This is a genomic window from Massilia atriviolacea, assembly GCF_003953935.1.
In the GTDB taxonomy this organism is placed as follows: Bacteria; Pseudomonadota; Gammaproteobacteria; order Burkholderiales; family Burkholderiaceae_D; genus Telluria_A; species Telluria_A atriviolacea.
Genome location: NZ_RXLQ01000011.1, coordinates 181298 through 205362, shown reverse-complemented (window position 1 = coordinate 205362; position 24065 = coordinate 181298). Strand labels below are relative to the sequence as shown.

At 66.1% G+C, this 24065-nt stretch carries 21 protein-coding genes; 13 read left to right on the top strand and 8 right to left on the bottom strand.

The window, feature by feature from the left end; all coding sequences use genetic code 11:
- Window positions 1–4 precede the first annotated feature (4 nt).
- Entirely contained in the window at window positions 5–1216 is a 1212-nt protein-coding gene (locus EJB06_RS20955) for a hypothetical protein (protein WP_126075961.1), read from the top strand.
- A gap of 48 nt (window positions 1217–1264) precedes the next feature.
- Here the strand turns inward: EJB06_RS20955 and EJB06_RS20950 are convergent, their stop codons facing one another.
- The 4 genes from EJB06_RS20950 to xseA all read right to left on the bottom strand — a co-directional run bounded on the left by EJB06_RS20950 (window position 1265) and on the right by xseA (window position 5313).
- A complete protein-coding gene (locus EJB06_RS20950) occupies window positions 1265–1951 on the bottom strand; it encodes a response regulator (protein WP_126075960.1) in 687 nt (228 codons plus the stop codon).
- Window positions 1952–2062: 111 nt separating this feature from the next.
- Window positions 2063–2572 (bottom strand): hypothetical protein, encoded by a 510-nt coding sequence (locus EJB06_RS20945; protein WP_126075959.1) that lies wholly within the window; start codon window positions 2570–2572, stop codon window positions 2063–2065.
- Between the two features lie 686 nt (window positions 2573–3258).
- Window positions 3259–3837, bottom strand: coding sequence for a superoxide dismutase [Fe] (gene sodB / locus EJB06_RS20940; protein ID WP_126075958.1), 579 nt, complete (start codon window positions 3835–3837; stop codon window positions 3259–3261).
- Window positions 3838–3951: 114 nt separating this feature from the next.
- Window positions 3952–5313: an exodeoxyribonuclease VII large subunit gene (xseA, locus tag EJB06_RS20935; RefSeq protein WP_126075957.1), complete on the bottom strand. Its 1362-nt coding sequence runs from the start codon at window positions 5311–5313 to the stop codon at window positions 3952–3954.
- Window positions 5314–6330: 1017 nt separating this feature from the next.
- Here xseA and EJB06_RS20930 point away from each other — a divergent pair.
- The 9 genes from EJB06_RS20930 (at window position 6331) to EJB06_RS20890 (ending at window position 15108) form a co-directional block, all read left to right on the top strand.
- Complete coding sequence (locus EJB06_RS20930; RefSeq protein ID WP_126075956.1) at window positions 6331–6936, top strand: MotA/TolQ/ExbB proton channel family protein; 606 nt, start codon at window positions 6331–6333, stop codon at window positions 6934–6936.
- A complete protein-coding gene (locus EJB06_RS20925) occupies window positions 6936–7385 on the top strand; it encodes an ExbD/TolR family protein (protein WP_126076009.1) in 450 nt (149 codons plus the stop codon). The genes EJB06_RS20930 and EJB06_RS20925 overlap by 1 nt, the downstream gene beginning before the upstream one ends.
- Before the next feature lie 34 nt (window positions 7386–7419).
- Window positions 7420–8454, top strand: a complete 1035-nt coding sequence (gene lpxK, locus EJB06_RS20920; protein ID WP_126075955.1) for a tetraacyldisaccharide 4'-kinase — start codon at window positions 7420–7422, stop codon at window positions 8452–8454.
- On the top strand, window positions 8435–8605 hold the full coding sequence (locus EJB06_RS20915) for a Trm112 family protein (RefSeq protein ID WP_126075954.1): 171 nt from the start codon (window positions 8435–8437) through the stop codon (window positions 8603–8605). The genes lpxK and EJB06_RS20915 overlap by 20 nt, the downstream gene beginning before the upstream one ends.
- Before the next feature lie 3 nt (window positions 8606–8608).
- Window positions 8609–9361 carry a 3-deoxy-manno-octulosonate cytidylyltransferase gene (gene kdsB / locus EJB06_RS20910; protein WP_126075953.1) on the top strand — a complete coding sequence of 251 codons (753 nt, stop codon included), beginning with the start codon at window positions 8609–8611 and terminating at the stop codon, window positions 9359–9361.
- 186 nt (window positions 9362–9547) lie between these two features.
- Window positions 9548–10204, top strand: coding sequence for an adenylate kinase (gene adk / locus EJB06_RS20905; protein WP_126075952.1), 657 nt, complete (start codon window positions 9548–9550; stop codon window positions 10202–10204).
- Between the two features lie 311 nt (window positions 10205–10515).
- Entirely contained in the window at window positions 10516–12660 is a 2145-nt protein-coding gene (locus tag EJB06_RS20900; RefSeq protein WP_229427187.1) for a sodium-translocating pyrophosphatase, read from the top strand.
- Window positions 12661–12775: 115 nt separating this feature from the next.
- Entirely contained in the window at window positions 12776–14128 is a 1353-nt protein-coding gene (locus EJB06_RS20895) for a hypothetical protein (RefSeq protein WP_126075951.1), read from the top strand.
- A 233-nt stretch (window positions 14129–14361) separates the two neighbouring features.
- Entirely contained in the window at window positions 14362–15108 is a 747-nt protein-coding gene (locus EJB06_RS20890) for a PEP-CTERM sorting domain-containing protein (protein WP_126075950.1), read from the top strand.
- Window positions 15109–15244: 136 nt separating this feature from the next.
- On the opposite strand, the gene EJB06_RS20885 is transcribed toward EJB06_RS20890, so the two are convergent.
- From EJB06_RS20885 to EJB06_RS20870, 4 genes are all read right to left on the bottom strand, one after another.
- Entirely contained in the window at window positions 15245–16543 is a 1299-nt protein-coding gene (locus EJB06_RS20885) for an acetyl-CoA hydrolase/transferase family protein (RefSeq protein ID WP_126075949.1), read from the bottom strand.
- Between the two features lie 84 nt (window positions 16544–16627).
- Complete coding sequence (locus EJB06_RS20880; RefSeq protein WP_126075948.1) at window positions 16628–17323, bottom strand: DUF1266 domain-containing protein; 696 nt, start codon at window positions 17321–17323, stop codon at window positions 16628–16630.
- On the bottom strand, window positions 17320–18414 hold the full coding sequence (locus tag EJB06_RS20875) for a hypothetical protein (protein WP_126075947.1): 1095 nt from the start codon (window positions 18412–18414) through the stop codon (window positions 17320–17322). The genes EJB06_RS20880 and EJB06_RS20875 overlap by 4 nt, the downstream gene beginning before the upstream one ends.
- Window positions 18414–20672 carry a hypothetical protein gene (locus EJB06_RS20870; RefSeq protein ID WP_126075946.1) on the bottom strand — a complete coding sequence of 753 codons (2259 nt, stop codon included), beginning with the start codon at window positions 20670–20672 and terminating at the stop codon, window positions 18414–18416. Before EJB06_RS20870 ends, EJB06_RS20875 begins: the two co-directional genes overlap by 1 nt.
- A 195-nt stretch (window positions 20673–20867) precedes the next feature.
- On the opposite strand from EJB06_RS20870, the gene EJB06_RS20865 reads away from it, so the two are divergent.
- From EJB06_RS20865 to ggt, 3 genes are all read left to right on the top strand, one after another.
- Window positions 20868–21293, top strand: a complete 426-nt coding sequence (locus EJB06_RS20865) for a hypothetical protein (RefSeq protein WP_126075945.1) — start codon at window positions 20868–20870, stop codon at window positions 21291–21293.
- A 99-nt stretch (window positions 21294–21392) separates the two neighbouring features.
- The gene (locus EJB06_RS20860) at window positions 21393–22151 is read left to right on the top strand and encodes a 3-hydroxyacyl-CoA dehydrogenase (RefSeq protein WP_126075944.1); all 759 of its coding nucleotides are present in this window, start codon (window positions 21393–21395) and stop codon (window positions 22149–22151) included.
- Window positions 22152–22226: 75 nt separating this feature from the next.
- Window positions 22227–24002 carry a gamma-glutamyltransferase gene (ggt, locus tag EJB06_RS20855; protein ID WP_126075943.1) on the top strand — a complete coding sequence of 592 codons (1776 nt, stop codon included), beginning with the start codon at window positions 22227–22229 and terminating at the stop codon, window positions 24000–24002.
- The last annotated feature ends 63 nt before the right edge of the window (window positions 24003–24065 follow it).

Here is a 24065-nt window from a genome sequence, read left to right as displayed (position 1 = left end):
TTCCATGACCCGTCTTCACCTTGTACTGCCCCTGGCAGGCGCCCTGATGCTCGCTGCCTGCGGCGGCAGCGATTCGACGCCCGACACCACGCCTGCGCCAACCCCGACACCGACGCCGCCCGACGCGACCGGCGTGGTCACGATGCCCTTCGTCCAGCGTGCGCAGGAAAATACCTGCGGCCAATATTTCAACCGCGTGTTCGTAATCGACCGCAAATACGTCTTCACCGCCGTGAAGGGCGGCTGCGCCAAACCGGCGCAATATACGCTGCATGGCGCCACCCCCGACGTCGTCATTTGCTCGAACGAGCGGGCGCCGGTGCTGCGGGCGGAAGACTGTAGCGATCCCGCCATGTTTCCCGTGTTCAAGCGCATGACCGAGGTACAGCAGGCGGGGCCCGATTTCGTCGACGGCCGCAGCTTGCAGGAAGTGTCCTTCCTGCCCAAGGATGGCAGTCTGCTGCCGCTGTCGCCACTCGCCCGCGACACCGTGTCCTCCATCAAGGAGCCGCGCCAGGTGCTGGTCCGCGACGAAGCCACGCTGGCCGCGCTGTGGGCCGAGCATAACGCCGGCCGGGACCGGGTGTCGTTCATGCCGAAGGTGGTGTTCAAGAATGAGATGGTGATCGCCCTGTTCGGCGGAGCCGGCGGGCGCTGCCATAGTGTCGGCCTGCGCTCGCTGCGCGTCAGCGGCGGCAAGCTGGTGGCCGCGTACACGCAGGGCGACGCCGGCTCGTCCGGCAAGATCTGCGCCGGACAGCCGGGAACGCCGGTCGAACTGGTTGCGGTCCAGCGCAGCGACGCCCCTGTCGTGTTCGAAGCCGTGACGCCTGACAATGTGGCGTTCAGCAGGATCGAGGTCGAGCGGCGCACGCAGACCCGTCCGGCCCACCAGGTCGTGATCAAGGATGCCCAGGCCCTGGCGGCCTTGTGGAAAGAGCAGCAACAGCCGGCGCCGCTGCCGAGCGTGGACTTCAGCAAGCAGATGGTGCTGGCCTCCTTCCTCGGCGAGAAAACCGACTCCTCGTTCGGCATCGAGATCGGCAGTATCGAGCGCACCGGCGGCAAGTTGCGCGTGACCACGATCGAGCGCGTCTTGAACCGCCACACCCAGGGCGACCCGGCGCCGTCGTCGGTCACTCCGGCCAGCCTGGTGCTGCTGGAGCGCTCCGACGAACCGGTCGAGTTCGTGGCGCAGCAGCTGCAATTCCGCTAAACCCGGCGCTGCGCGTTGCCGCTTACGGCAGCGCGCAACAGCGCGGCCTCAGCCCCAGGCCGAAGGCGAAAACAGGTAGCCTTCGCCCCACACGGTCTTGATCTTTTCGGAATCGACGTCGTCGAACTTGCGGCGCAGCTTGGAGATGCAGTTATCGATGCTGCGGTCGAGCCCGTCGAACTCGATGCCGCGCATTTTCTTCAGCAGGGCGTCGCGCGAGAGCACGCGCCCGGCCGATTCGGCCAGGACCAGCAGCAGCTTGTATTCGGTGTTGCTGAGCAGGCAATGCTCGCCGCGCCAGGTGACGACGCGGTCGCTGGCGATGATCGACAGGGCGCCGAATTCGAGCGCCGCCGGATCGGTGCCGGCCTTGCCCTGGGCGCGCCGCAGCAGGGCGCGCAGGCGCGCCAGCAGCACGCGCGGCTGGACCGGCTTGTTGACGAAATCGTCCGCGCCCTGTTCCAGCACCGATACTTCGTCGTAGGAATCCTCGCGCGCGGTGAGTATCAGGATCGGGGTTTCGCTCAGTTCGCGAATCTGGCGGCACACCACCATCCCGTCCAGGCCCGGCAGCATCAGGTCGAGAATGACCACATCCGGGGCGAGCGCCTTGAAACGCTCGAGCGCGGCATCGCCGCGCGTGACCAGCTCGACCGTGAATTCGTACCCGCTCAGGTACTCCGTCACCAATTGCGCCAGGCGCGCATCGTCCTCTACCAGCATGACTCGAAACATGGTTTTTCTCCTAGCCAGCTATTGTATAAGAGCGGCTACGAAAAAAGGCAGTTGCAGGCCGATGCGGACAATTTGCTACACTTTGATGACACTCTGGTGCGCCGACCGCGGCTATTGCTGGGGAACGCAGACTTCCAGCACTTTTTCGATGCGGGCGTTGAGGACGGTGCGCGCGGCCGGCGCTTCCAGCACCCGGTTGGTGACCAGTTTTTCGCCCGCCGAACTGGTGCGGAACTGCTCGAAATCCACCATTTCATCTTCGGTGAAGCGCGGCAGCGCTTCCGGCAGCGGCTCGCCGGCGGCGGCGAACACGCCCAGGTAACCGTGCTTGGCGAATTTCTTGCCGACCGACTTGGCCAGGAAGGATTGGGTGCGCATTAATTCCTTGCCGTCGAGATTGGAGGCCAGCAATTCCTTGAATACCTCGTCGAAACTGGCAGGATCGAGTCCCTGCACGCATTTCAGCTGTTCCGGCGTGACCTTGCCCTGCCTGGCGCCGGCTTTCATCGACAATTGCACGCCGAGCAGGGCCGGTTTCGAGAAGACGGCGGCGGTGGCCGCATTGACCGCCTGGGCCTGTGCCGCGCCGCTCAGCATCACGGCGGCGGGCAGGGACAGCATGGCGATGCAACGTCCAGACAATGCAGGAAAACCCGGGCTTAAACGACGCGTCCGTAACAAGCAGGCTGTGTGTGGGGAATTCATGTCACCGTCCATTCTTCTCAAGTCACTTTCCTATCAAAAAGCGTTTACGCCATGGTCGACAATACGCCGTGTTGCCGAACATTATGACTGATTCACAGACATTTGTGTGCATGAAAAGCAACACTCATAAACAGTGTGAAAATTCGATGATCGGATAGAATTACCTGAGATCAATCGGCGATTCGCGAATTCCGGCGAATGAAAAGCTTGTCTTGTATCCGCAATGCAATCGGTCATTAAATTCCGCGCGGACACTATTTAATCGAAGTGTTGCTTCTTGGAGATCTTGGTGGTGGTCCATCACCGCCATGGTGAATCCGGGGTCCATCCTGGTGCGTTCGAGGATGCCGGAACGCTCCGGACGCACCAAAACGCGGCATGCGCAACGCATAACTGTTCGACACAGGCGCGCGCGTCATCGACCGCGCTATCGTCATCGCTCAGATCGGCTCGATCGCTTCGCGATGCGCATCCCGGCCCGGGTCCCGGCCGCTTCGCTGTTGAAGCGCTTCGCCGCCGTTGCGAAGTTTGCGCTACATCGCTGCGCCAGCTGCGGGCAAAAAAAAACAGCCCGGCGGGCTGTTTTTTCAGGGTCGGGTCGGTCAGGCCGCGTTTTGCGCGACGAAGTCCCAGTTGACCAGGCCCCAGAAGGTTTCGACATACTTGGCGCGGGCGTTGCGGTAGTCGATGTAGTAAGCGTGCTCCCAGACGTCGCAGGTCAGCAGCGGCTTGTCGCCGGTGGTCAGCGGGCAGCCGGCGTTCGAGGTGTTGACGATGTCGACGCCGCCGTCGGCTTTTTGCACCAGCCAGGTCCAGCCGGAACCGAAGTTGCCGACGCAGGACTTGGTGAATTCTTCCTTGAATTTGTCGAACGAACCCCACTTGGCGTCGATCGCATCGGCCACTTTGCCGCTTGGCGCGCCGCCGCCGTTCGGCTTCATGCCGTTCCAGTAGAAGGTGTGGTTCCACACCTGGGCTGCGTTGTTGAACACGCCGCCGGAGGATTTCTTGATGATCTCTTCGAGCGACAGGTTCTCGAACTCGGTGCCCTTGATCAGGTTGTTCAGGTTGGTCACATAGGTTTGGTGATGCTTGCCGTAGTGGTACTCCAGCGTTTCTTTCGAAATGTGGGGAGCCAGGGCGTCCATTTCATACGGCAGTGGCGGCAGTGTGTGTTCCATGTTGTGTCCTTTTTGTTTGGAAAAGCGTCAATGAGTCTGAACCGGTGCTTATTGTAATTCGGATGGCGGTTCGTTGCTTATTTGCTTCGCGCAGGCAAGCTGCCTTGCACCCGCTTAGTCGAGGCGGGCCTGGACGCCGGCCACGCCGAGCTCGGCAGTGCCCTCGGCCAGGCGCACCGTGAGCGTCTGCCTGGCCTGGATCTGCGCCGGCGAACGCAGCACGGCGCCGCTGGCGTCGCGCACGATGGCATAGCCGCGTTCCAGCGTGCGCTGCGGATTGAGCAATTCGAGCTGGGCCGCCAGCGCGCCCAGCGCATCGCGCTTCTGGCCCAGCTGGTTGGCCAGGGCGGTCGCGCAGCGGCGCTGCTGCGACGCCATTTCGTTGCGCAGCAGGCGCACATCGGGCCGCTGGCCGGCCCAGCGCGCGCGCCATTGCGCCAGCACATAGCCCTGGCGCTGCACCGGCGCGCGCACCGCATGCGTGAGCGCAGTCGACAAGGCCGCCAGTTCCAGGCGCTGGTGGCCGATCCGCGCCGACGGGCTGAGCAGGCGCCGTTGCCAGTTGTCCAGGCCCTGGTGCGCCTCGTTCAGGCTGTGGCGCATGGCGCGCCGCAGGTCGGCGGCATCGGCCTGCAGCGAGGCGATCCAGTCGGCGCGCGGGGTGGCCGCCAGTTCGGCGGCGGCGGTCGGGGTGGCCGCGCGCAGGTCGGCGGCAAAATCGGCGATGGTGACATCGGTCTCGTGGCCGACCCCGGCAATGACCGGCATGCTGCAATCGGCAATCGCGCGGGCCACGACTTCTTCGTTGAAACTCCACAGGTCCTCGATCGAGCCGCCGCCCCGGCACACCAGCAGCACATCGACGTCGGCGCGGCGCGAGGCCGTCTGGATCGCATTGGCTATCTTGTCGCCGGCGCCCTGGCCCTGCACCGGGGCCGGGTAGAGCACGATGCGCACGTGCGGGGCGCGCCGCCTGAGCGCGGTCAGGATGTCGCGCAGCGCCGCCGCCTGCGGGCTGGTGACGATGCCGACGCTGCGCGTGAACATCGGCAGGGGACGCTTGCGCTCCTGGTCGAACAGGCCCTGGGCGCCGAGTTTGTCTTTCAGGCGCAGGAAGGCTTCGTACAGGGCGCCGACGCCGGCGCGCCGGATCGCTTCCACATTGATCTGGTAGTCGCCGCGCGCGCCGTACAGGGTCACCAGGGCGCGCACCTCGACCTTGTCGCCTTCGCGCGGGAGGAAGCCGGCGTACTGGGCGCGGCCGCGAAACATCACCGCGCGCACCTGGGCCGCATCGTCCTTGAGCGTGAAATACCAGTGGCCGGAACTGGCTTTGGTGAAATTGGAGATTTCACCGCCGATCCAGGTCAGCGGAAACGAGCGCTCCAGCAGGCGCGCCACCTGGGCGTTGAGGGCGCTGACGGTCATTACCGGCGGCGCGGCGGGCGGGAGGTCTTGGTCGAAATCGGTGAGCATGGGATACGTTCCGGAATAACTGTCCACAAAAATTTGAAGCGGTCATGCTTATGTCACATATCGCGCAAAACAACAAGAGTTTTTTCTAAGTCGATGATTTTAAAAGAAAAAGCCGAGGTGCCGGTTTTCAGTGCAATGCCCGAAAACCCTGTTAAATCAAGCACTTTGCCAGTCCCGGCGGGAGTTGCTCACAAAGTTATCCACAGAAACTGTGCGGAAGTTTTGCAGTGCCGACAGTCGAGGACCTGCCTTAAACTTGCGCAGCGGGGTGCGATTCTTTTGTAATCAAGGGCTTACAGGCTTGTAAAGGGGATTGCACACAATCTTGTCCACAGAAGTTGTGCAGAACTGCCCGCTTTATCCACCGCAAGCCGCTGCGGGCGACCCTGCCTGCGCTTTAAGCACGACCGTTTTTATCCATGAAATCAAGAGCTTAACATCGCCTTGGGCGGCTTGCTCACAATCTTGTCCACAAAAGATGTGCAGAACACCGGGACTTGTCCACCGCACCGCCGACAGGCACGAATGGGCGCCCACGCGGGAGTTTTGGGCGCCCGAAACGCGCTTTATCCCCCTATGCATCATAATTGAGCACAGTCATTTTCTTCAATGAAAGCAAGGACTTGCGGCGTAGTGGGCGGCGTTGCGCACAATCTTATCCACAAAAGATGTGCAGAAGATGGGCGCGCCAGCCTGCCTTATTTTTGCGCTCAAATCTTTTTTCCTTTCGAATCAGGCACTTGACTGCCCACCCCCGGTATTGCTAACAATCTTATCCACAGTTTTTGTTCAGAACCTCGCGTCAATTTTTAATTTTCCACATGCTTAGTTTTTACGCATGACAAACTTTCCCTTTAAAATCAAGCACATCGCGATGCTTGTGGCCGCTTGCGCACAATCTTATCCACAGAAGGTGTGCAGAAGTGGACTTGCCGAGTGACGGGCAACACGTTACATTGCCGGGGTTCGTTCTTATCAAGAATTAATCACGCATCCCCATTCACTCAGGAGTTTGTTTTGCTGCCCATTATTCAAGCTGCAGGTTGGCCAATCTGGCCGTTGCTGATCGCCTCACTCGTCGCGTTGGCGTTGATCGTCGAGCGCATTATTTATCTGCGCCGCGCCAAGATCCTGCCGCCGCAGCTGCTTGATGAAGTGGTGCGTGTCTATCACAACGGCAAGATCACCAAGGACGTGGTCGAGTCGCTGGAAAAGAATTCCCCGCTCGGCGCCGTGCTCGCCGCCGCCCTGCGCAATGTCGACGCCCCGCGCGACGTGATGAAGGAATCGATCGAAGAAGCCGGGCGCGGCGTGGCCCACGTGCTGGAACGCTTCCTGACCACGATCGGCACCATCGCCTCGCTGGCCCCGCTGATGGGTCTGTTCGGCACGGTGGTCGGCATGATCGAGATTTTCGGTTCGACCAACGCCACCGGCACCAACCCGGCCCAGCTGGCCCACGGGATTTCGGTGGCGCTGTATAACACCGCCTTCGGTATCGCCATCGCCATGCCGGCCCTGATCGCCTATCGCCACTTCCGCGCCCTGGTCGACAGCTTCATCATCGACATGGAATTGCAGGCAGTCAAATTCGTCGACATCGTGCACGGTGCCCGCAAATGATGAACTTTCGCCGCGGCCAGAAACGTGAAGATCCCGAGATCAACCTGATCCCCTTCATCGATGTGCTGCTGGTGGTGCTGATTTTCCTGATGGTCACGACCACCTACAGCAAGTTCACCGAGCTGAAGATCACCTTGCCGACCGCCGACGCCGAAAAGGCGCTGGAAAAGCCGTTCGAACTGAACGTTACGGTCGATGCCAAGGGCAACTACACGATCAATAACCAGCCGGTGTCGTTCAGCAACGTGGCCAACCTGGCGTCCGACCTGAAAGCGGCGGCTGCCGCCGGCAACAACGGCCAGGCGGCCACCGGCGAGAAGAGCCCGGTGGTGGTCATCAACGCCGACCAGTTCGCGATGCACCAGATGGTCATCAACGTGATGGAAGCGGCGCGCATGGCAGGCTACGACAAGCTGACCTTCGCCGCCCAGACCGGCCAGAAGAACTAAGCAGCGCAGGCGAAGCGATTCCCCTGCCTTTCGCATGTCTTCCAACGCCTCCCTCGAAACGACCCTCACGCGCGCCTGGCTGCGGCGCGGCGCGCTCGCTTGCGCGCTGTGGCCGCTGTCCCTGCTGTTTCGCGCGCTCAGCTCCCTGCGCGCGCTGCTGTTCCGCGCGGGCGTGCTGAAGTCGACCCGCTTGCCGGTGCCGGTCATCGTGGTCGGCAATATTTTTATCGGCGGCACCGGCAAGACGCCGCTGACGATCTGGCTGGCCGAGGCCTTGCGCGACGCCGGCTTCCAGCCGGGGATCATTTCGCGCGGGCATGGCGGCAGCGACGGCGCCGCGCGCGCGGTCGGGCCGGACTCCAGCGCGCGCGAGGTCGGCGACGAACCGCTCCTGATCGCGCGCCGCACCGGCTGCCCGGTGGTGGTGGGGCGCGACCGTGGCGCGGCCGGGCGCGCCTTGCTGGCCGCCCACCCGCGGGTCGACGTGATCCTCACCGACGACGGCCTGCAGCATTACGCCTTGCAGCGCGATATCGAAATCATGCTGTTCGACGGACGCGGCGTCGGCAACGGCTGGCTGCTGCCGGCCGGCCCCCTGCGCGAGGTTCCCTCGCGCAGGCGCGACTTCACCGTCGTCAACGCGCCCGAACTGACGCCCGCCTTGCGCGCGGCGGTCGGCGGCGCGCCGTTCCGCATGCGCCTTGACGGCGCGTTCGCCGAACCCTTGCTGCGTCCCGGCCAGCGCGTGCCCCTGGCCAGCCTGGCCGGCCGCCGCCTGGTGGCCGCCTGCGGCATCGGCAATCCGCAGCGCTTCTTCACCCTGCTGCGCGGCGCCGGCCTGGACGTGGCGGAACTGCCGCTGCCGGACCATCACGATTTCCTCGACCGGCCGTTTGCCGCCGTCGACGCGGACATCATCCTGATCACGGAGAAGGATGCAGTAAAATGTGCGCAAATTGAAAATCTCAGAAACGACCCGAGACTGTGGGTCGTACCGGTGACGGCGCAGCTCGATGCCGCGCTGGCCGAACAAATTGTGGAGAAATGTCGTGGATGCTCGACTGCTTGATATCCTGGTCTGCCCTGTATGCAAGGGCCCGCTCGAACTGGACAAAAAGGCCCAGGAACTGATCTGCCGCGGCGACCGCCTGGCGTTTCCGATCCGCGACGGCATTCCCATCATGTGGGCCGACCAGGCGCGCAAGATCGACGCGCTGTAAGCGATGGGCTTCATCGTCATCATCCCGGCGCGCATGGCGTCGACCCGCCTGCCCGACAAACCGCTGGCCGACCTGGGCGGCAAGCCGATGGTGGTGCGCGTGGCCGAGCGCGCCGCCGCGTCGGGCGCCGCGCGCATCATCGTCGCCACCGACCATGAGGCCATCGCCGCCGCCTGCGGCGCGCATGGGGTGGAAGTGTGCATGACGCGCGCCGATCATCCGTCCGGCACCGACCGCATCGCCGAAGTGGCGCGCACGCTCAATCTGGCGCCCGATGCGGTGGTGGTCAACCTGCAAGGCGACGAGCCGCTGATCGATCCGGCGCTGCTGGCCGCCAGCGCGGCCCTGGTCGGCGCGCACGTGCCGATGGCCACCTGCGCCCACCCGCTGCACGAGGCTGCCGACGCTTTCAATCCGAACGTGGTCAAGGTGGTGCTCGACAAGCTTGGCCGCGCCATGTATTTTTCGCGCGCCGCCATTCCGTGGCACCGCGACGGCTTCGCGCAATCGAAGGACAGCCTGCCGGCCTCGTATGTTGCGTTGCGCCATATCGGCCTGTACGCGTACACCAACGCCTTCCTGCAAACCTATCCCACCCTGGAACCTGCGCCGCTCGAAGCGGTCGAAGCACTCGAGCAGTTGCGCGTGCTGTGGCACGGTTTCCCCATCGCCGTGCATGTCACGAGCAGCGCACCGGCGGCCGGGGTCGACACCCCAGAGGATCTTGAACGCGTGCGCCGGCATTACCCACATTAGCTTTGTTACAGCGCAGCATGCGTGCCGGTTCTCAGCGGGACCGACGCATAGCTTGCGCCAGATCAAGCAAAAAAATGGCGATTACGCCCTCGGATTGGCGTTTTCCGCGACTTTTGTGGTAAGTTTCGTACCAAGGTAGTCAAGTATGCATCGCCACCAATTTTAAAATCTGTTTTAGGAATTTTCATGCGTCTGATTCTGTTAGGAGCTCCTGGAGCCGGCAAAGGCACCCAAGCTAACTTCATCAAGGAAAAATATAATATTCCGCAAATCTCCACCGGCGACATGCTGCGTGCGGCGATCAAGGCCGGCACCGAGCTGGGCCTTGCGGCTAAAAAAGTGATGGATGCGGGCGGTTTGGTGTCGGACGACATCATGATCGGCCTGGTCAAGAATCGCCTCACCGAATCCGACTGCCAGAACGGTTACCTGTTCGACGGCTTCCCGCGCACCATCGCGCAGGCCGACGCCATGAAGGAAGCGGGCATCGACGTCGACTACGTTCTCGAGATCAACGTGCCCGACGAATTCATCGTCGAGCGCATGAGCGGCCGCCGTTCCCATCCGGGTTCGGGCCGCGTGTACCACATCACGAACAATCCGCCAAAAGTGGACAACGTGGACGATATCACCGGCGAACCGCTGATCCAGCGCGACGACGACAAGGAAGACATCGTCAAGCAGCGCCTGTCGGTCTACCATAACCAGACCGAAGTGCTGCTGGGCTACTACAATCAGTGGGCGCAATCGGGCTTGCCTGGCGCACCGAAGTACCGCCGCATCTCAGGCATCGGCCCTGTGGAGCAAATCCGCGAGGCGGCCTTCGCGGCACTGTCGGAATAAATGTAGCGAGAACACAAGAGCGGACTTCGGTCCGCTTTTTTGATGGCCGCGCCCTGCGGCCATCGACGCAGCACCAGTTTGTCCTGCCCAGGCCGCCGTTGCGCGGCCGGCGTTCCCGGTTTTTTTTGGATTCAAGGTTTTGCAGTACGCAGTGAGCTTGGCCCATCTCTTTCGCGCAATGGGGGGCCTCGACAAACCGTAGCGAGCGGCGACAATGTCGCCGCGCAGCACGGTTTTTCGAGGTCCCCGGTGCCTGGAGCGGTCTTTCGAACGTGTTGTTGTGTTACTTGATAAAAAAGCGAGGGGACGATATGGCAGCAAGATTTCTTGTCTTTGCAGTTGTGTGCGGCGTCATTGCCGTGATTTATGGATTGGTGACGCGCAGCTGGATCCTGCGCCAGGACCCGGGCAACGCCCGCATGCAGGCCATCGCCCAGGCCATCCAGGAAGGCGCCGCCGCCTACCTCGGGCGCCAGTACCGCACCATCGGCATGGTCGGCGTGGTGCTGCTGATCGCCATCGGGGTCCTGCTCGACATCAATACCGCCATCGGTTTCCTGATCGGCGCCGTGCTTTCCGGCGCCTGCGGCTTCATCGGCATGAACGTGTCGGTGCGCGCCAATGTGCGCACGGCGCAGGCCGCCACAAAGGGCATGAACGAGGCGCTCGACGTCGCCTTCAAGGGCGGGGCGATCACCGGCATGCTGGTGGTCGGCCTGGGCCTGCTCGGCGTGACCCTGTTCTACTGGATGCTCACCGTCCAGGCGGCCGGCGGCAGCGCCACCCAGCATGACGTCATCAAGCCCCTGATCGGGCTGGCCTTCGGCGCCTCGCTCATTTCGATTTTCGCGCGCCTCGGCGGCGGCATCTTCACCAAGGGCGCCGACGTCGGCGCCGACCTGGTCGGCAAGGTCGAAGCCGGCATCCCCGAGGACGACCCGCGCAACCCGGCCGTGATCGCCGATAACGTCGGCGACAATGTCGGCGACTGCGCCGGCATGGCCGCCGACCTGTTCGAAACCTATGTCGTGACCCTGATCGCCACCATGCTGCTGGGCGCGCTGATGATGGCCACCCCGGGCGGCGAAGCGGTGATCTATCCGCTGCTGCTGGGGGCGGTGTCGATCATCGGCTCGATCGTCGGCTGCTCGCTGGTCAAGGCCAAACCGGGCAAGAAAATCATGTCGGCCCTGTACACCGGGCTGTGGTGGGCCGCCGGGCTGTCGCTGATCGGCTTTGCCGGCGTGACCTGGATGGTCTGGGGCGACGACGCCATGCGCATGAAGATGATGGGCTGCGCGCTGGTCGGCATCGTCCTCACCGGCCTGATGGTCTACATCACCGAGTACTACACCGGCACCGACTTCAAGCCCGTCAAGCACATCGCCGAAGCGTCCACCACCGGCCACGGCACCAACATCATCGCCGGCCTCGGCGTGTCGATGAAGTCGACCGCCTATCCGGTGCTGGCCGTGTGCGCGGCCATCCTGGCCTCCTACCAGATGGCGCAGCTGTACGGCATCGCGATTGCCGCCACCTCCATGCTGTCGATGGCCGGCATCGTGGTCGCGCTCGACGCCTACGGCCCGATTACCGACAACGCCGGCGGCATCGCCGAAATGTCGGGCATGCCCGAATCGGTGCGCGCCATCACCGACCCGCTCGATGCGGTCGGCAACACCACCAAGGCCGTCACCAAGGGTTACGCCATCGGCTCGGCCGGGCTGGCCGCGCTGGTGCTGTTCGCCGACTATACCCACGCGCTGGAGTCGGTCGGCAAGCAGGTCTCGTTCGACCTGTCGAACCCGATGGTGATCGTCGGCCTGTTCATCGGCGGCCTGATTCCCTACCTGTTCGGCGCGATGGCGATGGAAGCGGTGGGGCGCGCCGCCGGCGCCGTGGTGGTCGAGGTGCGGCGCCAGTTCCGCGACATCAAGGGCATCATGGACGGCACCGGCAAGCCCGAATACGACAAGGCGGTCGACATGCTGACCGCCTCGGCCATCCGCGAAATGATCCTGCCCTCCCTGCTGCCGGTGGTGGTGCCGGTGGTGGTCGGCATGCTGCTGGGGCCGGCCGCGCTGGGCGGGCTGCTGATGGGCACCATCATCACCGGCCTGTTCGTGGCCATTTCCATGACCACCGGCGGCGGCGCCTGGGACAACGCCAAGAAATACATCGAGGATGGCCATTTCGGCGGCAAGGGCTCGGAAGCGCACAAGGCCGCCGTCACCGGCGACACCGTGGGCGACCCGTACAAGGACACCGCCGGCCCGGCCGTCAATCCGCTGATCAAGATCATCAACATCGTGGCGCTGCTGCTGGTGCCGCTGCTGCCGGTCTCGGGCTGGATCGCGGTCACCGTGCCGCCGGCCCATCCGCCGGTCGACACCGTGGTGCCGGGACCGGTGGCCCAGGCCGTGCCGGCGACGCTGGCCGCCGCGCCCGCCCGATGAGTGCGTGGGCAGTGTAAAGATGTAATCCATCGGCGACAATTTGTTACTGGTGTCAAACTTATAAACGTCGTAATGTTCATTCTTTATCAATATTTTGATATGGGGGAACGACGTGATGAAGAACCTGACAACCGGTTTCATGCGCGGTAGTGCGCTGGCCAGCGGCTTGCTCTGCCTGGCCGGCATCACCGCCTGCGGCGGCGGCGACAGCACGCCACCGGCCAGGCAGCCCGACGCCGTGGCCGCACAGCAGCAGGCGACGGCAGCGGCCATCACCACCCAGCCCAAGGCGCAAGCGGTGCCCGCCGGCCAGCCGGCCACGTTGTCGGTAGTGGCCAGCGGCTCCGGCACGCTCAGCTACCAGTGGTGGCGCAACGGCGCGGCCATCCCGGGCGCCACCGGCGCCAGCTACACCACCGCGGCGCTCACGCTGGCCGACAGCGGCGACGTGCTCAGCGTAATCGTCCGTAACGAGGCCGGCAGCGCCACCAGCAACGCCGTGGCCTTGCAGGTCGACGGCATCGGCGCGCGCGTGCTGGCCGGCGGCGCGATCGATCCCGCCCGCGCCCAGCTCGACGGCGTCGGCAAGCAGGCCTACTTCCTGTCCGCCGGCGCGCTGGGCGGCGATGGCAGCGGCAACCTGCTGCTGGCCGATACCCAGAGCAAATCGGTCCGCAAGATCACCCCGGCGGGCGTGGTCAGCACGGCTGTCGCCGGCGCGGCCGCCTCGGCGCCGCTGCAATTCCCGCGCGATGTCGCGGGCGGGCCGAACGGCGTCATCTATGTCACCGACAGCAACAACGCGACGACCTCCATGTTCGTGCGCAAGATCGGCGCCGACGGTGCGCTCACTACGCTCGACCTGGGCGCCACGCAAGGCGATCCGGCCGGTCCCGGCATCGCGCCGCCGGTGTTTACCGCGATCGCCAGCGACACTGCCGGCAACCTGTACGTCGCCAGCGAAGTCACGCGTCCCGGCGAGCCGGCCTGCAGCTCCTGTTTCAAGCGCGCCATCGTGCGCAAGGTCGCCCCGGACGGCAAGGTGACGACCGTGTTCGAGACCACCGGTCCGCACTCGGTTGCGCCCGCGATCGCCGACCTGGCGGTCGACAGGAACGGCAACCTGTTCGTGCTGGACCGCGGCATCAGCAAGGTCGATGCCAGGGGCGTCGCGACCACCTTGCTCGGTACCGACCAGGCCTTCGTCAACGCCATTGCCGTCGACGCCGGCGGCAATCTGTACTTTGCCACCGAGCCGTTCAGCGGCCGCCAGAGCCCGTGGCCGCTGCACGCCATCGGCAAGATCGCGCCGGACGGCAAGGTGACAGTGGCGGCCGATCCGAACGGCAGCGATGCGCGCTTCAAGACCGAGGCCTGGATCACCAAACCCGCCGGCCTGGTGACCGACGCCGCCGGCGCGCTGTACGTGAGCGGCAATGGCCGCGTGCTCAAGCTGGTCCTGCCGTAAAGCGGGGCAGGCCGTCCAGCCGCCCGGCTGGACGGCCAGGCGGCGCCGCTGGCGCGAAGCTGATGCTTCCGCGCCACGCTTGTAAAAAAATCAATTTCAAAATGATATTTATTTTGCAGGTTCAACGTACTATTTCTGTTCGTCGTCCTTGACGCTCAGGCATGCCTGCGCCCGGGATGCACCGTCCCGGCCGAATCGCAGGCCGCTTGCCGCAGTGATCACAAGGATGACTGATGAACATGATGACCCGGCTGCTCATGGTGGCAGCGCTCGCTCTTATCTCTGTTGCCGCCGCCGCGCACACGCCGGCGCGTATCGATACCGCCGCCTTTTCCATCGTGAACCCGTGGAGCGCGTCGGCCGAGGTGCTGCTTTCCGACGCCGATGGCGTGACCCGGATCGGCCTGGCCTCCGCCGCCAGCGACCTGTCCGCCGCCACGTCCTCCTACCAGCAAGGCAGTTTTTACGGCGGCCTGTTCGAAGTCACCGTGCACGCCGGCTACCGCGTGACCGGCTTCGCGTTTTCCGGCATCTTCGAAGGGATGCTCGAGGTGCCGCCCAATCCCGACGGCTCGCCGGGCGACGGCGTGGCGTACAATTCGGGCTACGTCGAGTTCAGCGCCGGCTCGCGCCCGTACGGCGTCCTTTACAGCGAGCATGCGCAGCGCATCGACATGCTCGACGGCGCGGTCCCGTTCAGCATGGCGAGCGGACCGCTGGCGCTGAGCAGCGACTTCAATCTGTCGCTGCAAGGGCTGATCATGGTCTCGGCCTATCCGACCGTCACGCCGGAGCATCCGGAAGGCATCGATTCCTTCGCCAGCATGCGCCTGGCCAATCCCATGTTTACCATCTACACCACGGCGGTGCCGGAACCGGCCAGCTACGCCATGCTGCTGGCCGGGATGGCCGTGCTGGAAACGCGGCGCCGCCGGCTTGAGCGGTGTCGCTGCAGTGCGGCAAAGTCCGGCGCCGCGTAAAAGACGTCGTCGATTTGAGCAATCCGGCCATGCTCAGCGGCAGCGGCAGCGGCGCGCTCGCGTTCGTGGGAGCGGCGGGCGCCACCACGCTGGCCGGCTCGGGCAATTCCTTTGTGGCGCCGGTGCGCCTTCTGCGCTACAGCACGCACATCCGGTTCGCTTGCGCGCGCAGCGACGCCCGGAAGTCCGGATGGGCGATCGCGATCAGCGCCTGCGCGCGCTGCTTGGCCGACTTGCCGCGCAACTGCGCCACGCCATACTCGGTCACCACGTAGTTGATGTCGTTCTTGCTGGTGGTGGCGTGCGTGCCCGGCGTGAGCGTGGGCACGATGCGCGAAATCGTGTTGTCCTTGGCGGTCGAGGGCAGCACGATGAACGATTTGCCCCCGCGCGAACGGTTCCCCGCCCGCACGAAGTCGACCTGGCCCCCGGTGCCGGAATAGGGCAGGTGGGCGATGCTCTCCGAGCCGCACTGGCCCAGCAGGTCGATCTGCAAGGTCGCGTTGATCGTCATCAGCTTGTCGTTTTGCGCCGCCAGGTAAGGGTCGTTGGTGAAGTTCGACGGGTGCATCTCGATCATCGGATTATGGTGCAGGAAGTTGTACAGCTTTTGCGAGCCGAGCGCGAAGGTCGCCACCATTTTGCCCGGCATGAAGGTCTTCCTGCGGTTGGTGACCGCGCCCGCTTCGAGCAGGGTCAGGATGCCGTCGCCGATCATTTCGGTGTGGATGCCCAGGTCGTGCTTGGAGGTCAGCTGCATCACCACCGCGTCCGGGATGCCGCCGTAGCCGATCTGCAGGGTCGAGCCGTCGTCGATCATGTCGGCCACATACTTGCCGATCGCTTCCTGCACCGGGCCGATCTTCGGCAAGCCCACTTCCAGGATGGGATCGGCGCTTTCGACCAGCGCCGTCACCTGCGACACGTGCACGTGGCACTGGCCGTGCGCGAACGGCACGTTGGGATTGACTTCGAGGACAATCGCGCGCGCCTTCGCCAGCGCCGCCATGGTGTAGTCGACCGCCAGGCTGAGGGAAAACCAGCCCTGCCCGTTCATGGGCGAGGCCATGGCGAACACCACATCGGACGGAATCAGGCCCTGCTCGAACAGGCCGGGCAACTCGGAAAAGTAATTCGGGATGAAGTCGCACCAGCCGCCCTGGCCGGACGCGCGCGAGGCGCCGCCGAAAAACAGCGCGGCGTGGCGCACGTGGCGGGCCGTGTCCTGGTCGAAGTAGCCGAACTTGCGCATGGCCAGGATCTGCGCCACTTTCACGTCGTGGAATTGCTGGCGCTGGTCTGACAAGGCGGTGAGCAGGGCGGGCGGCTCGCCCACGCCGGTCGGCACGACGATCATGTCGCCGTCCTGCACGAGGCGCATGGCCTCGGCGGGCGTGCAAAGCTTTTGCTGGTAAAGCTGGTGCGGGGTTGGCATGGCTGTCTCCTTTTTTATGCGTGAATAGTAACGCAGGAAACTGACCGAGCGCTTACTGCAAGCGCGCGCGGCGGGCCCACCGGCTCATGCGGCCGGCGGCGCGAACAGGACAGGGCCGTGCCACGGCATGCTGCGCCACGGGTGGCCGCGGCTGCCCAGCCACTGCGCCAGCCTGGCCTCGTCGAAGGCCGCCCCGAGGCTGTCGGCGCGCGCGCCGACGATCCATTGCTGGCGCCCGCGCGCGAGCGCCGCGCCGAACTCCTGCCAGCTGCCGAAGCAGTCCCTGGCGCGCTGCGCATTCTGGTACAGCACCTCCCATTGCAGCGCCGGATCGAGCCAGCCGAGCAGGGTCGCGGCGCGCACTGCGAAGGCCACGCGCGCCGAGGCGAAGGCCAGCGCCGCGCGCGCATCGTCGTCGGGCCGCAGGCGGTCGAGGTCGATGCGGTACCAGTGCTGGCGCAGCAGCTCGGGCAGCGCGCTGCGGATGGCGTCGTCCTGGGCGCTGGCGCGCAGGCCGAGGATGTGCAGCAGGCTGGCGCGCAGGGCCTGCGCCTGCTGCGGCGACAGGCCGCGCGCCTTCGGATCGGCGTAGGCGCCGATCGCGCGCGCGCTGGCAATCGGGTGCGCCAGGGCCAGCGCCCAGTTCTGGCGCGCGTCGAACTTGTAGCGCAGCTTATGGTTGCCCGGTTTTTCAGGCCTGGTGTCGGCCGGGCGCCCGGAGAAGCGCTTGACCATGCCGTGGATCAGCCAGGCCAATACCACGATGGCGGCAAAGCTCATGGCGCCCCCTTGAGCGCATGCGCCACCGCCGGGTGCAGCGGCATGCCCTGCAACTGCTCCGGCGCGCGCGCGGCGGCGATCCACTGGGCCAGCACCGAGGGCGCCCGCAGGCGCCGGAACAGGGCCGGGAAGTGCTGGGCCACGAACAGCTGGTCGGCATCGTGATGCGCCTCTTCCACCATCGCCCAGCCCGAGGGCAGGCGCACCATGCCCATGCTCAGGGCGTCGGGCGGGGTGTGCATGTCGCTCTCGACGCTGCGCAGGAAGGCCAGCAGCTCGCCGTGAAAGCGCTCCACCGGCGGCCGGTTCAGCTTGCCCTTGATCTGGTCGAAGCGCAGCCGGCCGCCTTCCGCCACATGGGCGCTGATGGTGATGTGCGCGTGGCCGTTGCGGCCCCGGTAGCTGAACAGGCGCATCTGGCCGGCCTCGCAGGCCGCCGCGTAATGCTCGCCGTAGCCGCCGCGCAGGGCGCGCCGGTCGCTGAACTGGCCCAGGCAATGGCGCATCACCTGGCTTTCGAACGCCATTTCGCCGCGCAGCAGGGGGCTCGCCGGCAGCAGTTCGAGCACCGCGCCGGCCTCGCCCTGCCAGCGCGTGGCCACCGCCGCCGGCTGGTGTTCGCGCCAGCCGGCCGCGCTCTTCGCTTCGAAGGCCGCGTGTTCGGCGCTCCACAGCGCCAGCGCCTGGCGGCAGTTGATGCGCTGCAACTTGCCTTCGAGCGCCGTGCCCTGGCGCGCACAGAGCAATTCGACCAGCTTCGCTTCGATCGCCAGCAGCTCGGGGCCGTCGGGCGCCAGCCACCACATGGCCTCGCCCCCGTCCTTTCCCAGGCGCGCCGTCACCCATGCCGGCACGGCGGCCGGCGCGAACAGGGTGCGCGCCTGCGCGCCGGAGGCGACGCGCAGCAGGGCCGGTTCGGGCGCTTCCAGGTTGCCGACGGCGTAGCGGAAAAAGTGATTGGCCAGCCACTCGGCCACGTCCGGCGCGTCGCCGCGCTGCACGCTGCGGCGGGCGATGGCCTGCTTGAGGGCCGGCGCGTTGACGATGTCGCGCGCGCCGTAGGCGCTTTTTCCGGCCTGCGTTGCCACCATTACCAGACTTTCCACCAGGGCTGGGCCGCGCGCTGCAGGCGCTTGCATTCGTCGATGGCCTCGAGCAGGGCCTTGCGCTGCGTTTCGTGCCAGGACTCGCCTTCCTTGACGTGGCGCAGGCCGTCGCGGTACAGCGTTTGCGCGCGTTCGAACTGGCCGGCGCTGCGCAGCGCATTGCCGGCCATGCGGCTGGTGTACGGCGAGGCGGCGCCCGGCACCGACGGCAGCACGCCTTCCAGGCGCAGCATGGCGTCGTCCGGCTGCGTGTGCGCCATGTAGTACAGCACCGATACCAGCGCGCGTATCTGCGCATTCTGGTATTCGGCGCGCTCGTCCTGTTCCACGCCGCTCCACCACTCGTCCAGGCGCTGCAGCCAGATGGCGATGTCGGTGTCGCGCCCGAGCCGGTGCAGCGCGGCGGCCACGTCGTCGATGTAGTCGGTCGGATCGTGGCGGCTGTAGCCGTGGTCGGCCGAGTAGTGCCACAGCTGCTCGGCGCTGTCGACCAGGGCGCTGTCGTTGCCGTCGCTGCGGTGCGAACTCATGATGCCCTGGTAGTGTTCCGAAAACGGGCTGGCGGCGATGCCCTTGTGGTGCAGGGCGATCGCGCCGGCGTTATCGGATTTGTCGTAGCGGTAGCGGATCGCCAGGTTATTGCACAGCATCGAGTACATGTGCGCGTGGCCGTCGCGCGCGCTGCCGGCGCCGTTCATGACGAAGGCTTCGAAGCGCGCCAGCCCCATCTCGTAATAGCGTGCGGCCAGGGCGCCGACCTGCGCTTTGGGTATGTCGGCGCCCTCGGGCAGTTTCTCGGCCAGATGGTAGCCGAGGTTCACCCCGAGGTTGTAGCAGCTGCCGCCGCTGTTGGCCGGCAGGAACGGCATCTCCAGCGCCGCCTGCACGCCGTGCACGCGCATGCGCGCGACCCACAGCTTGAACAGCAGGTCGGCATTGGCCAGCGTCAGGTCGCGCGCCGCCGTTTCGAGCAGGGGCAGGGCGCGCCGGTAGTCGCCGGCCGATGCGATCAGGTAGTGGGCTTCCACGGCGTCGGCCGCCGCGTGCCCCGGCGCCTGCGCGCGCGCCAGCGCCAGGTGGCGCTGCAGGTACGCCGCTTCGGCTTCGTCGCCGCGCACGAAGGCGGTGTCCTCGGCGATGCCGCCGAAGGCCAGTGCCAGTTCCCAGTAAGGATGGCCGGCCAGGCCCGTTTCCAGCGCGCGCTGCGCGGCGGCCACCCCATGTTGGGCCGACCCTTCGCGTTCGTGGAACACCGATTCGAAGGCCAGGCGCGCCGCCTCCTCGTGGCGGCCCGCTTCCAGCAGCCAGTCGAGCATGGTGGCGCTGTAGCGGTCGTCGTCGTCGCCCATGATCATCACGCGCGCCAGCGGCATCAGCGCCAGCGCCGCCTCGAGCGCGCCTTGCCGGTGCAGGGTCAGCGCTTCGAGCCGCGCGATGCGCACGTCGAGGTCGCGCCGGGCGAAGAACACGGTGCCTTCGGGGATGCGCGCGCGCACCTGGCGCAGCACGCCGGCGATGGCTTCCGGGACGATCCGCACCACCCCGTGGCCGATGCGCAGCCAGTCGTTATGGTCGACATCCTGGCCGGCGCCCGCGCTGGCCAGGCTGTCGATGGCGCGCACGGCCGCTTCCCTGGCCTCGGCGTCGCGCCCTTCGAGGGCGAAGCTCTGGGCCAGGCGCACCGCCATCAGGGCATCGTCCCAGGCGCGATACGGTGCGCGCTCGGGCGCGCCGCGTTGCAGGGCGTTGCGCGCTTCGACGCCGCGCCGCGACTGGGCATGCGCGCCCGCCGCCACCGCCTGCTCGTCGAGATACTCCCAGGCCTTGTCGTAGCGCAGGGCGCCCGGCAGCGCGGTCAGCGCCGCCAGCGCGGCGTCGAGCGCGGGATGCAGGGCGGCGTCGTCGCGCTGCGCCGAGAGCGGCTCCAGGCGCCAGAAGGCCAGGTTCAGTTGCGCGTCGGGCTGTTCGGCGCCAGGCAGGGCGGCTGCCGCCTCGCGGCCGTCGCCGTCGATCACGCGCAGTGCCGCCGCCGGATCGCCCGCCCGCAGCCACAACCTGAACAGGCGGCGCACGCCGCCCAGGGTATCGGCGCGGAACTGCTGGCTGTCCATCGACGTTTTCAGGCCCGACCTGATCAGTTCCGGGTCCAGTTCGGCCTCCAGCTGTTGTTCGATGGCGGCTTCTGTCTGGTCGAGATAGGCGTCGAGCTGGCTGGCGCTGAGAGGGGCGGCGAGGGTTGTCATGTGTGCTGTAGCGTGGCGATGGTCGGGCGTGAACCCTGAATTATCGTCTTAACAATACTTTTGGTCAACAAAAAAGTTGCTTCGAAATACATGGATGGTGCCTCTTTGGCCATTGTCAATACGTGTTCTGGCAGGCGCGATGCGGGTAAAAATGGTAGGCTGGCCATCTCCATCAACCTGCAGCGAGGTGGCATCGTGATCGTGCTCAAAATTGCCGTGCTCCTGATGGCGTCGCTCGCCGCCGGCGATGCGGTGGCGCGCAGGGATGCCGCGCCGGCGCCGCCCGCGGTCCGGGCGGAGCCTGCCAAACCCGTTCCGCCCAAAAAACCGCCTCCCAAACGGCGCGCGGTGCACCAGATCGTCGACAGCATGCCTGCCTACGGCCCGCGCCTGAACGCGCCGCCGCCGATGCCGCCGCCGGTTCCGCTGAGCCCGCAGCCGGCGCCATCGGCGATCGTGCCGTCGACCGTGGCGCCGCCGCCGGCCGCGATCAGCCGCTGCGACGCCGGCGGCTGCACCGACGTCAACGGCACCCGCTACAACGGCGCGGCGGGCAATACCGTGATCGGCCCGCAAGGGCGCACCTGCGCCAACCATGGCGGCACGATCCAGTGTTTTTAATGCAGCAAGACTGGTGTTTTCTGCGGAAAGTTCGCTACAATCCGGTTAGTTGACGTTTACGTAAACGTCAAAAAGAACCGATAAGAGGAAGAGGACACCATGCAAATTCAGGACAATGTATTCATCATCACGGGCGGCGCATCGGGCCTGGGCGCGGCGACGGCGCGCATGATCGCCGGAGCCGGCGGCAAAGTGGTGCTGGCCGACGTGCAGGTCGAGGCGGGCGAAGCGCTGGCCGCCGAACTGAAGGGCGCCTTCGTCAAGTGCGACGTCACCTCCGAAGCCGACGGCCAGGCCGTGGTCGCGGCAGCCGTCGCCATGGGCACCCTGCGCGGCCTGGTCAACTGCGCCGGCGTCGCGCCCGCGGTCAAGACCGTGGGCAAGGACGGCCCGCATCCGCTGGACGTGTTCCAGCGCACCGTGAACATCAACCTGGTCGGCACCTTCAATATGGCGCGCCTGGCGGCCGACGCCATGGGCAAGACCGAGGCGCTGGACTCGGGCGAGCGCGGCATCATCATCAATACCGCGTCGGTGGCGGCCTTCGACGGCCAGATCGGCCAGGCGGCCTACGGTTCGTCCAAGGCGGCGGTGGCCGGCATGACCCTGCCGATGGCGCGCGACCTGGCCCGCAGCGGCGTGCGCGTGATGACCATCGCCCCCGGCATTTTCGAAACCCCGATGCTGATGGGGATGCCGGAAGAAGTGCGCGGCGCGCTGGGCAATATGGTCCCGTTCCCGCAGCGCCTCGGCCGTCCCGCCGAATACGCGCACCTGGCCCGTGCCATCATCGAAAACACCATGCTCAACGGCGAAACCATCCGCCTGGACGGTGCGATCCGCATGCAACCGAAGTAAAACATTTACTGTAGGATAGCGGGATCGGACGCGCGGCTCTCGTGTAGGAGTCGCGCGTTTCTCATTGGAGAATCCATGCTCAGCTTGAAGTACCTTCCATTCGCGCTGCTCGTCCTGAGCGCGCCCGTACTGGCCCAGGACGCCGCCGTGCGCCCGGCCGACGCCCCCGAAATCCACACCGGCTACGCCGACAAGGCCGGCTGGGCCGCCAAAAAATTCATGGTCGCCGCCGCCAATCCGCTGGCGGTCGATGCCGGCTACCGGATCCTGCGCCAGGGCGGCAGCGCCATCGACGCGGCGATTGCCACCCAGCTGATGCTGACCCTGGTGGAACCGCAATCGTCCGGCATCGGCGGCGGCGCCTTCCTCCTGCATTACGACGGCAAGAACGTGCAAGCCTTCGACGGCCGCGAAACCGCGCCCGCCGCCGCCGACGAGCACCTGTTCCAGAACAAGGACGGCACGCCGGTCTCGCGCGCCACCGGCGTGGTGGGCGGGCGGTCGGTGGGCGCGCCGGGCGTGCTGCGCATGCTGGAGATGGCGCACCGCCAGCACGGCAAGCTGCCGTGGAAGAGCCTGTTCGCGCCGGCGATCGCCATGGCCGACAAGGGTTTCCCGGTCAGCCAGCGCCTGAACGGCATGCTGATGTTCGACAAGCACCTGCGCAAGGACCCGGCGGCCGGCGCCTATTTCTACGACAAGGCAGGCACTCCCTGGCCGGTCGGCCACGTGCTGCGCAATCCGGCGCTGGCCGCCACCCTGCGCGAGATCGCCGCCGGCGGCGCCGACGCCTTCTACCAGGGCCGCATCGCGCAAGAGATCGCGGCCAAGGTGGCGGCCCATCCGACCAATCCGGGCCTGCTGACGGCGGCCGACATCGCCGGCTACCGGCCCAGGCTGCGCGTGCCGGTGTGCAGCGACTACCGCGCCTACACCGTGTGCGGCATGCCGCCGCCGTCGTCGGGCGGCATCGCGGTGGCGCAGATGCTGGGCATGCTCGAGACAAAGGACATGCGCGCCTACGCGCCGGTCGACGGCGTGCTGGGGGCCGATGCGGTGCACCTGTTTACCGAGGCGGGGCGCCTGGCCTACGCCGACCGCAACCGCTACGCGGCCGACACCGACTTCGTGCCGCTGCCGGGACGCGGCATTCCTAGCCTGATCGACAAGACCTATCTGCGCCAGCGCGCCGCCCTGATCGGCGACAAGTCGATGGGCACCGCCCAGGCCGGCACGCCGCCCGGCATGGAAGTGGCGTGGGGGCTCGACAATGCCATCGAAACCGCCTCCACCTCGCACTTCGTGGTGGTGGACGGCCAAGGCGCCGGCCTGTCGATGACGACCACGGTGGAAGACGCGTTCGGCTCGCGCCAGATGGTCGGCGGCTTCATCCTGAACAACCAGCTCACCGATTTTTCGTTCGACTCGGCCGATGCCTCGGGTCCGGTGGCGAACCGGGTGCAGGCCGGCAAGCGCCCGCGCAGCGCCATGTCGCCCACGGTGGTGTTCGAGCGCCAGAGCGGCAAACTGGTGCTGGCGGTCGGTTCGCCCGGCGGGCCGGCCATCATCAATTACGTGGCCAAGACCCTGGTCGGCACCCTGGACTGGGGCCTGAACGTGCAGCAGGCCATCAGCCTGCCGAACTTCGGCAGCCGCAACGGGCCGACCGAGCTGGAAAGCGGCCGTTTCAGCCCGGCCGTGCAGGATGCGCTCAAGGCGCGCGGGCATGCCCTGCGCAGCTACGAGATGACCTCCGGCCTGCATGGCGTGCAGCGCATCCTGATCCACGGCGAGCCGTGGTGGTTCGGCGGGGCCGATCCGCGCCGCGAAGGCGTGGCCAAGGGCGACTGACCCGGGCCGCATGCTGATTTTGTAAAAAGTGTACAAGCCATAAGTTTCTTCCGCAAGGCGGGC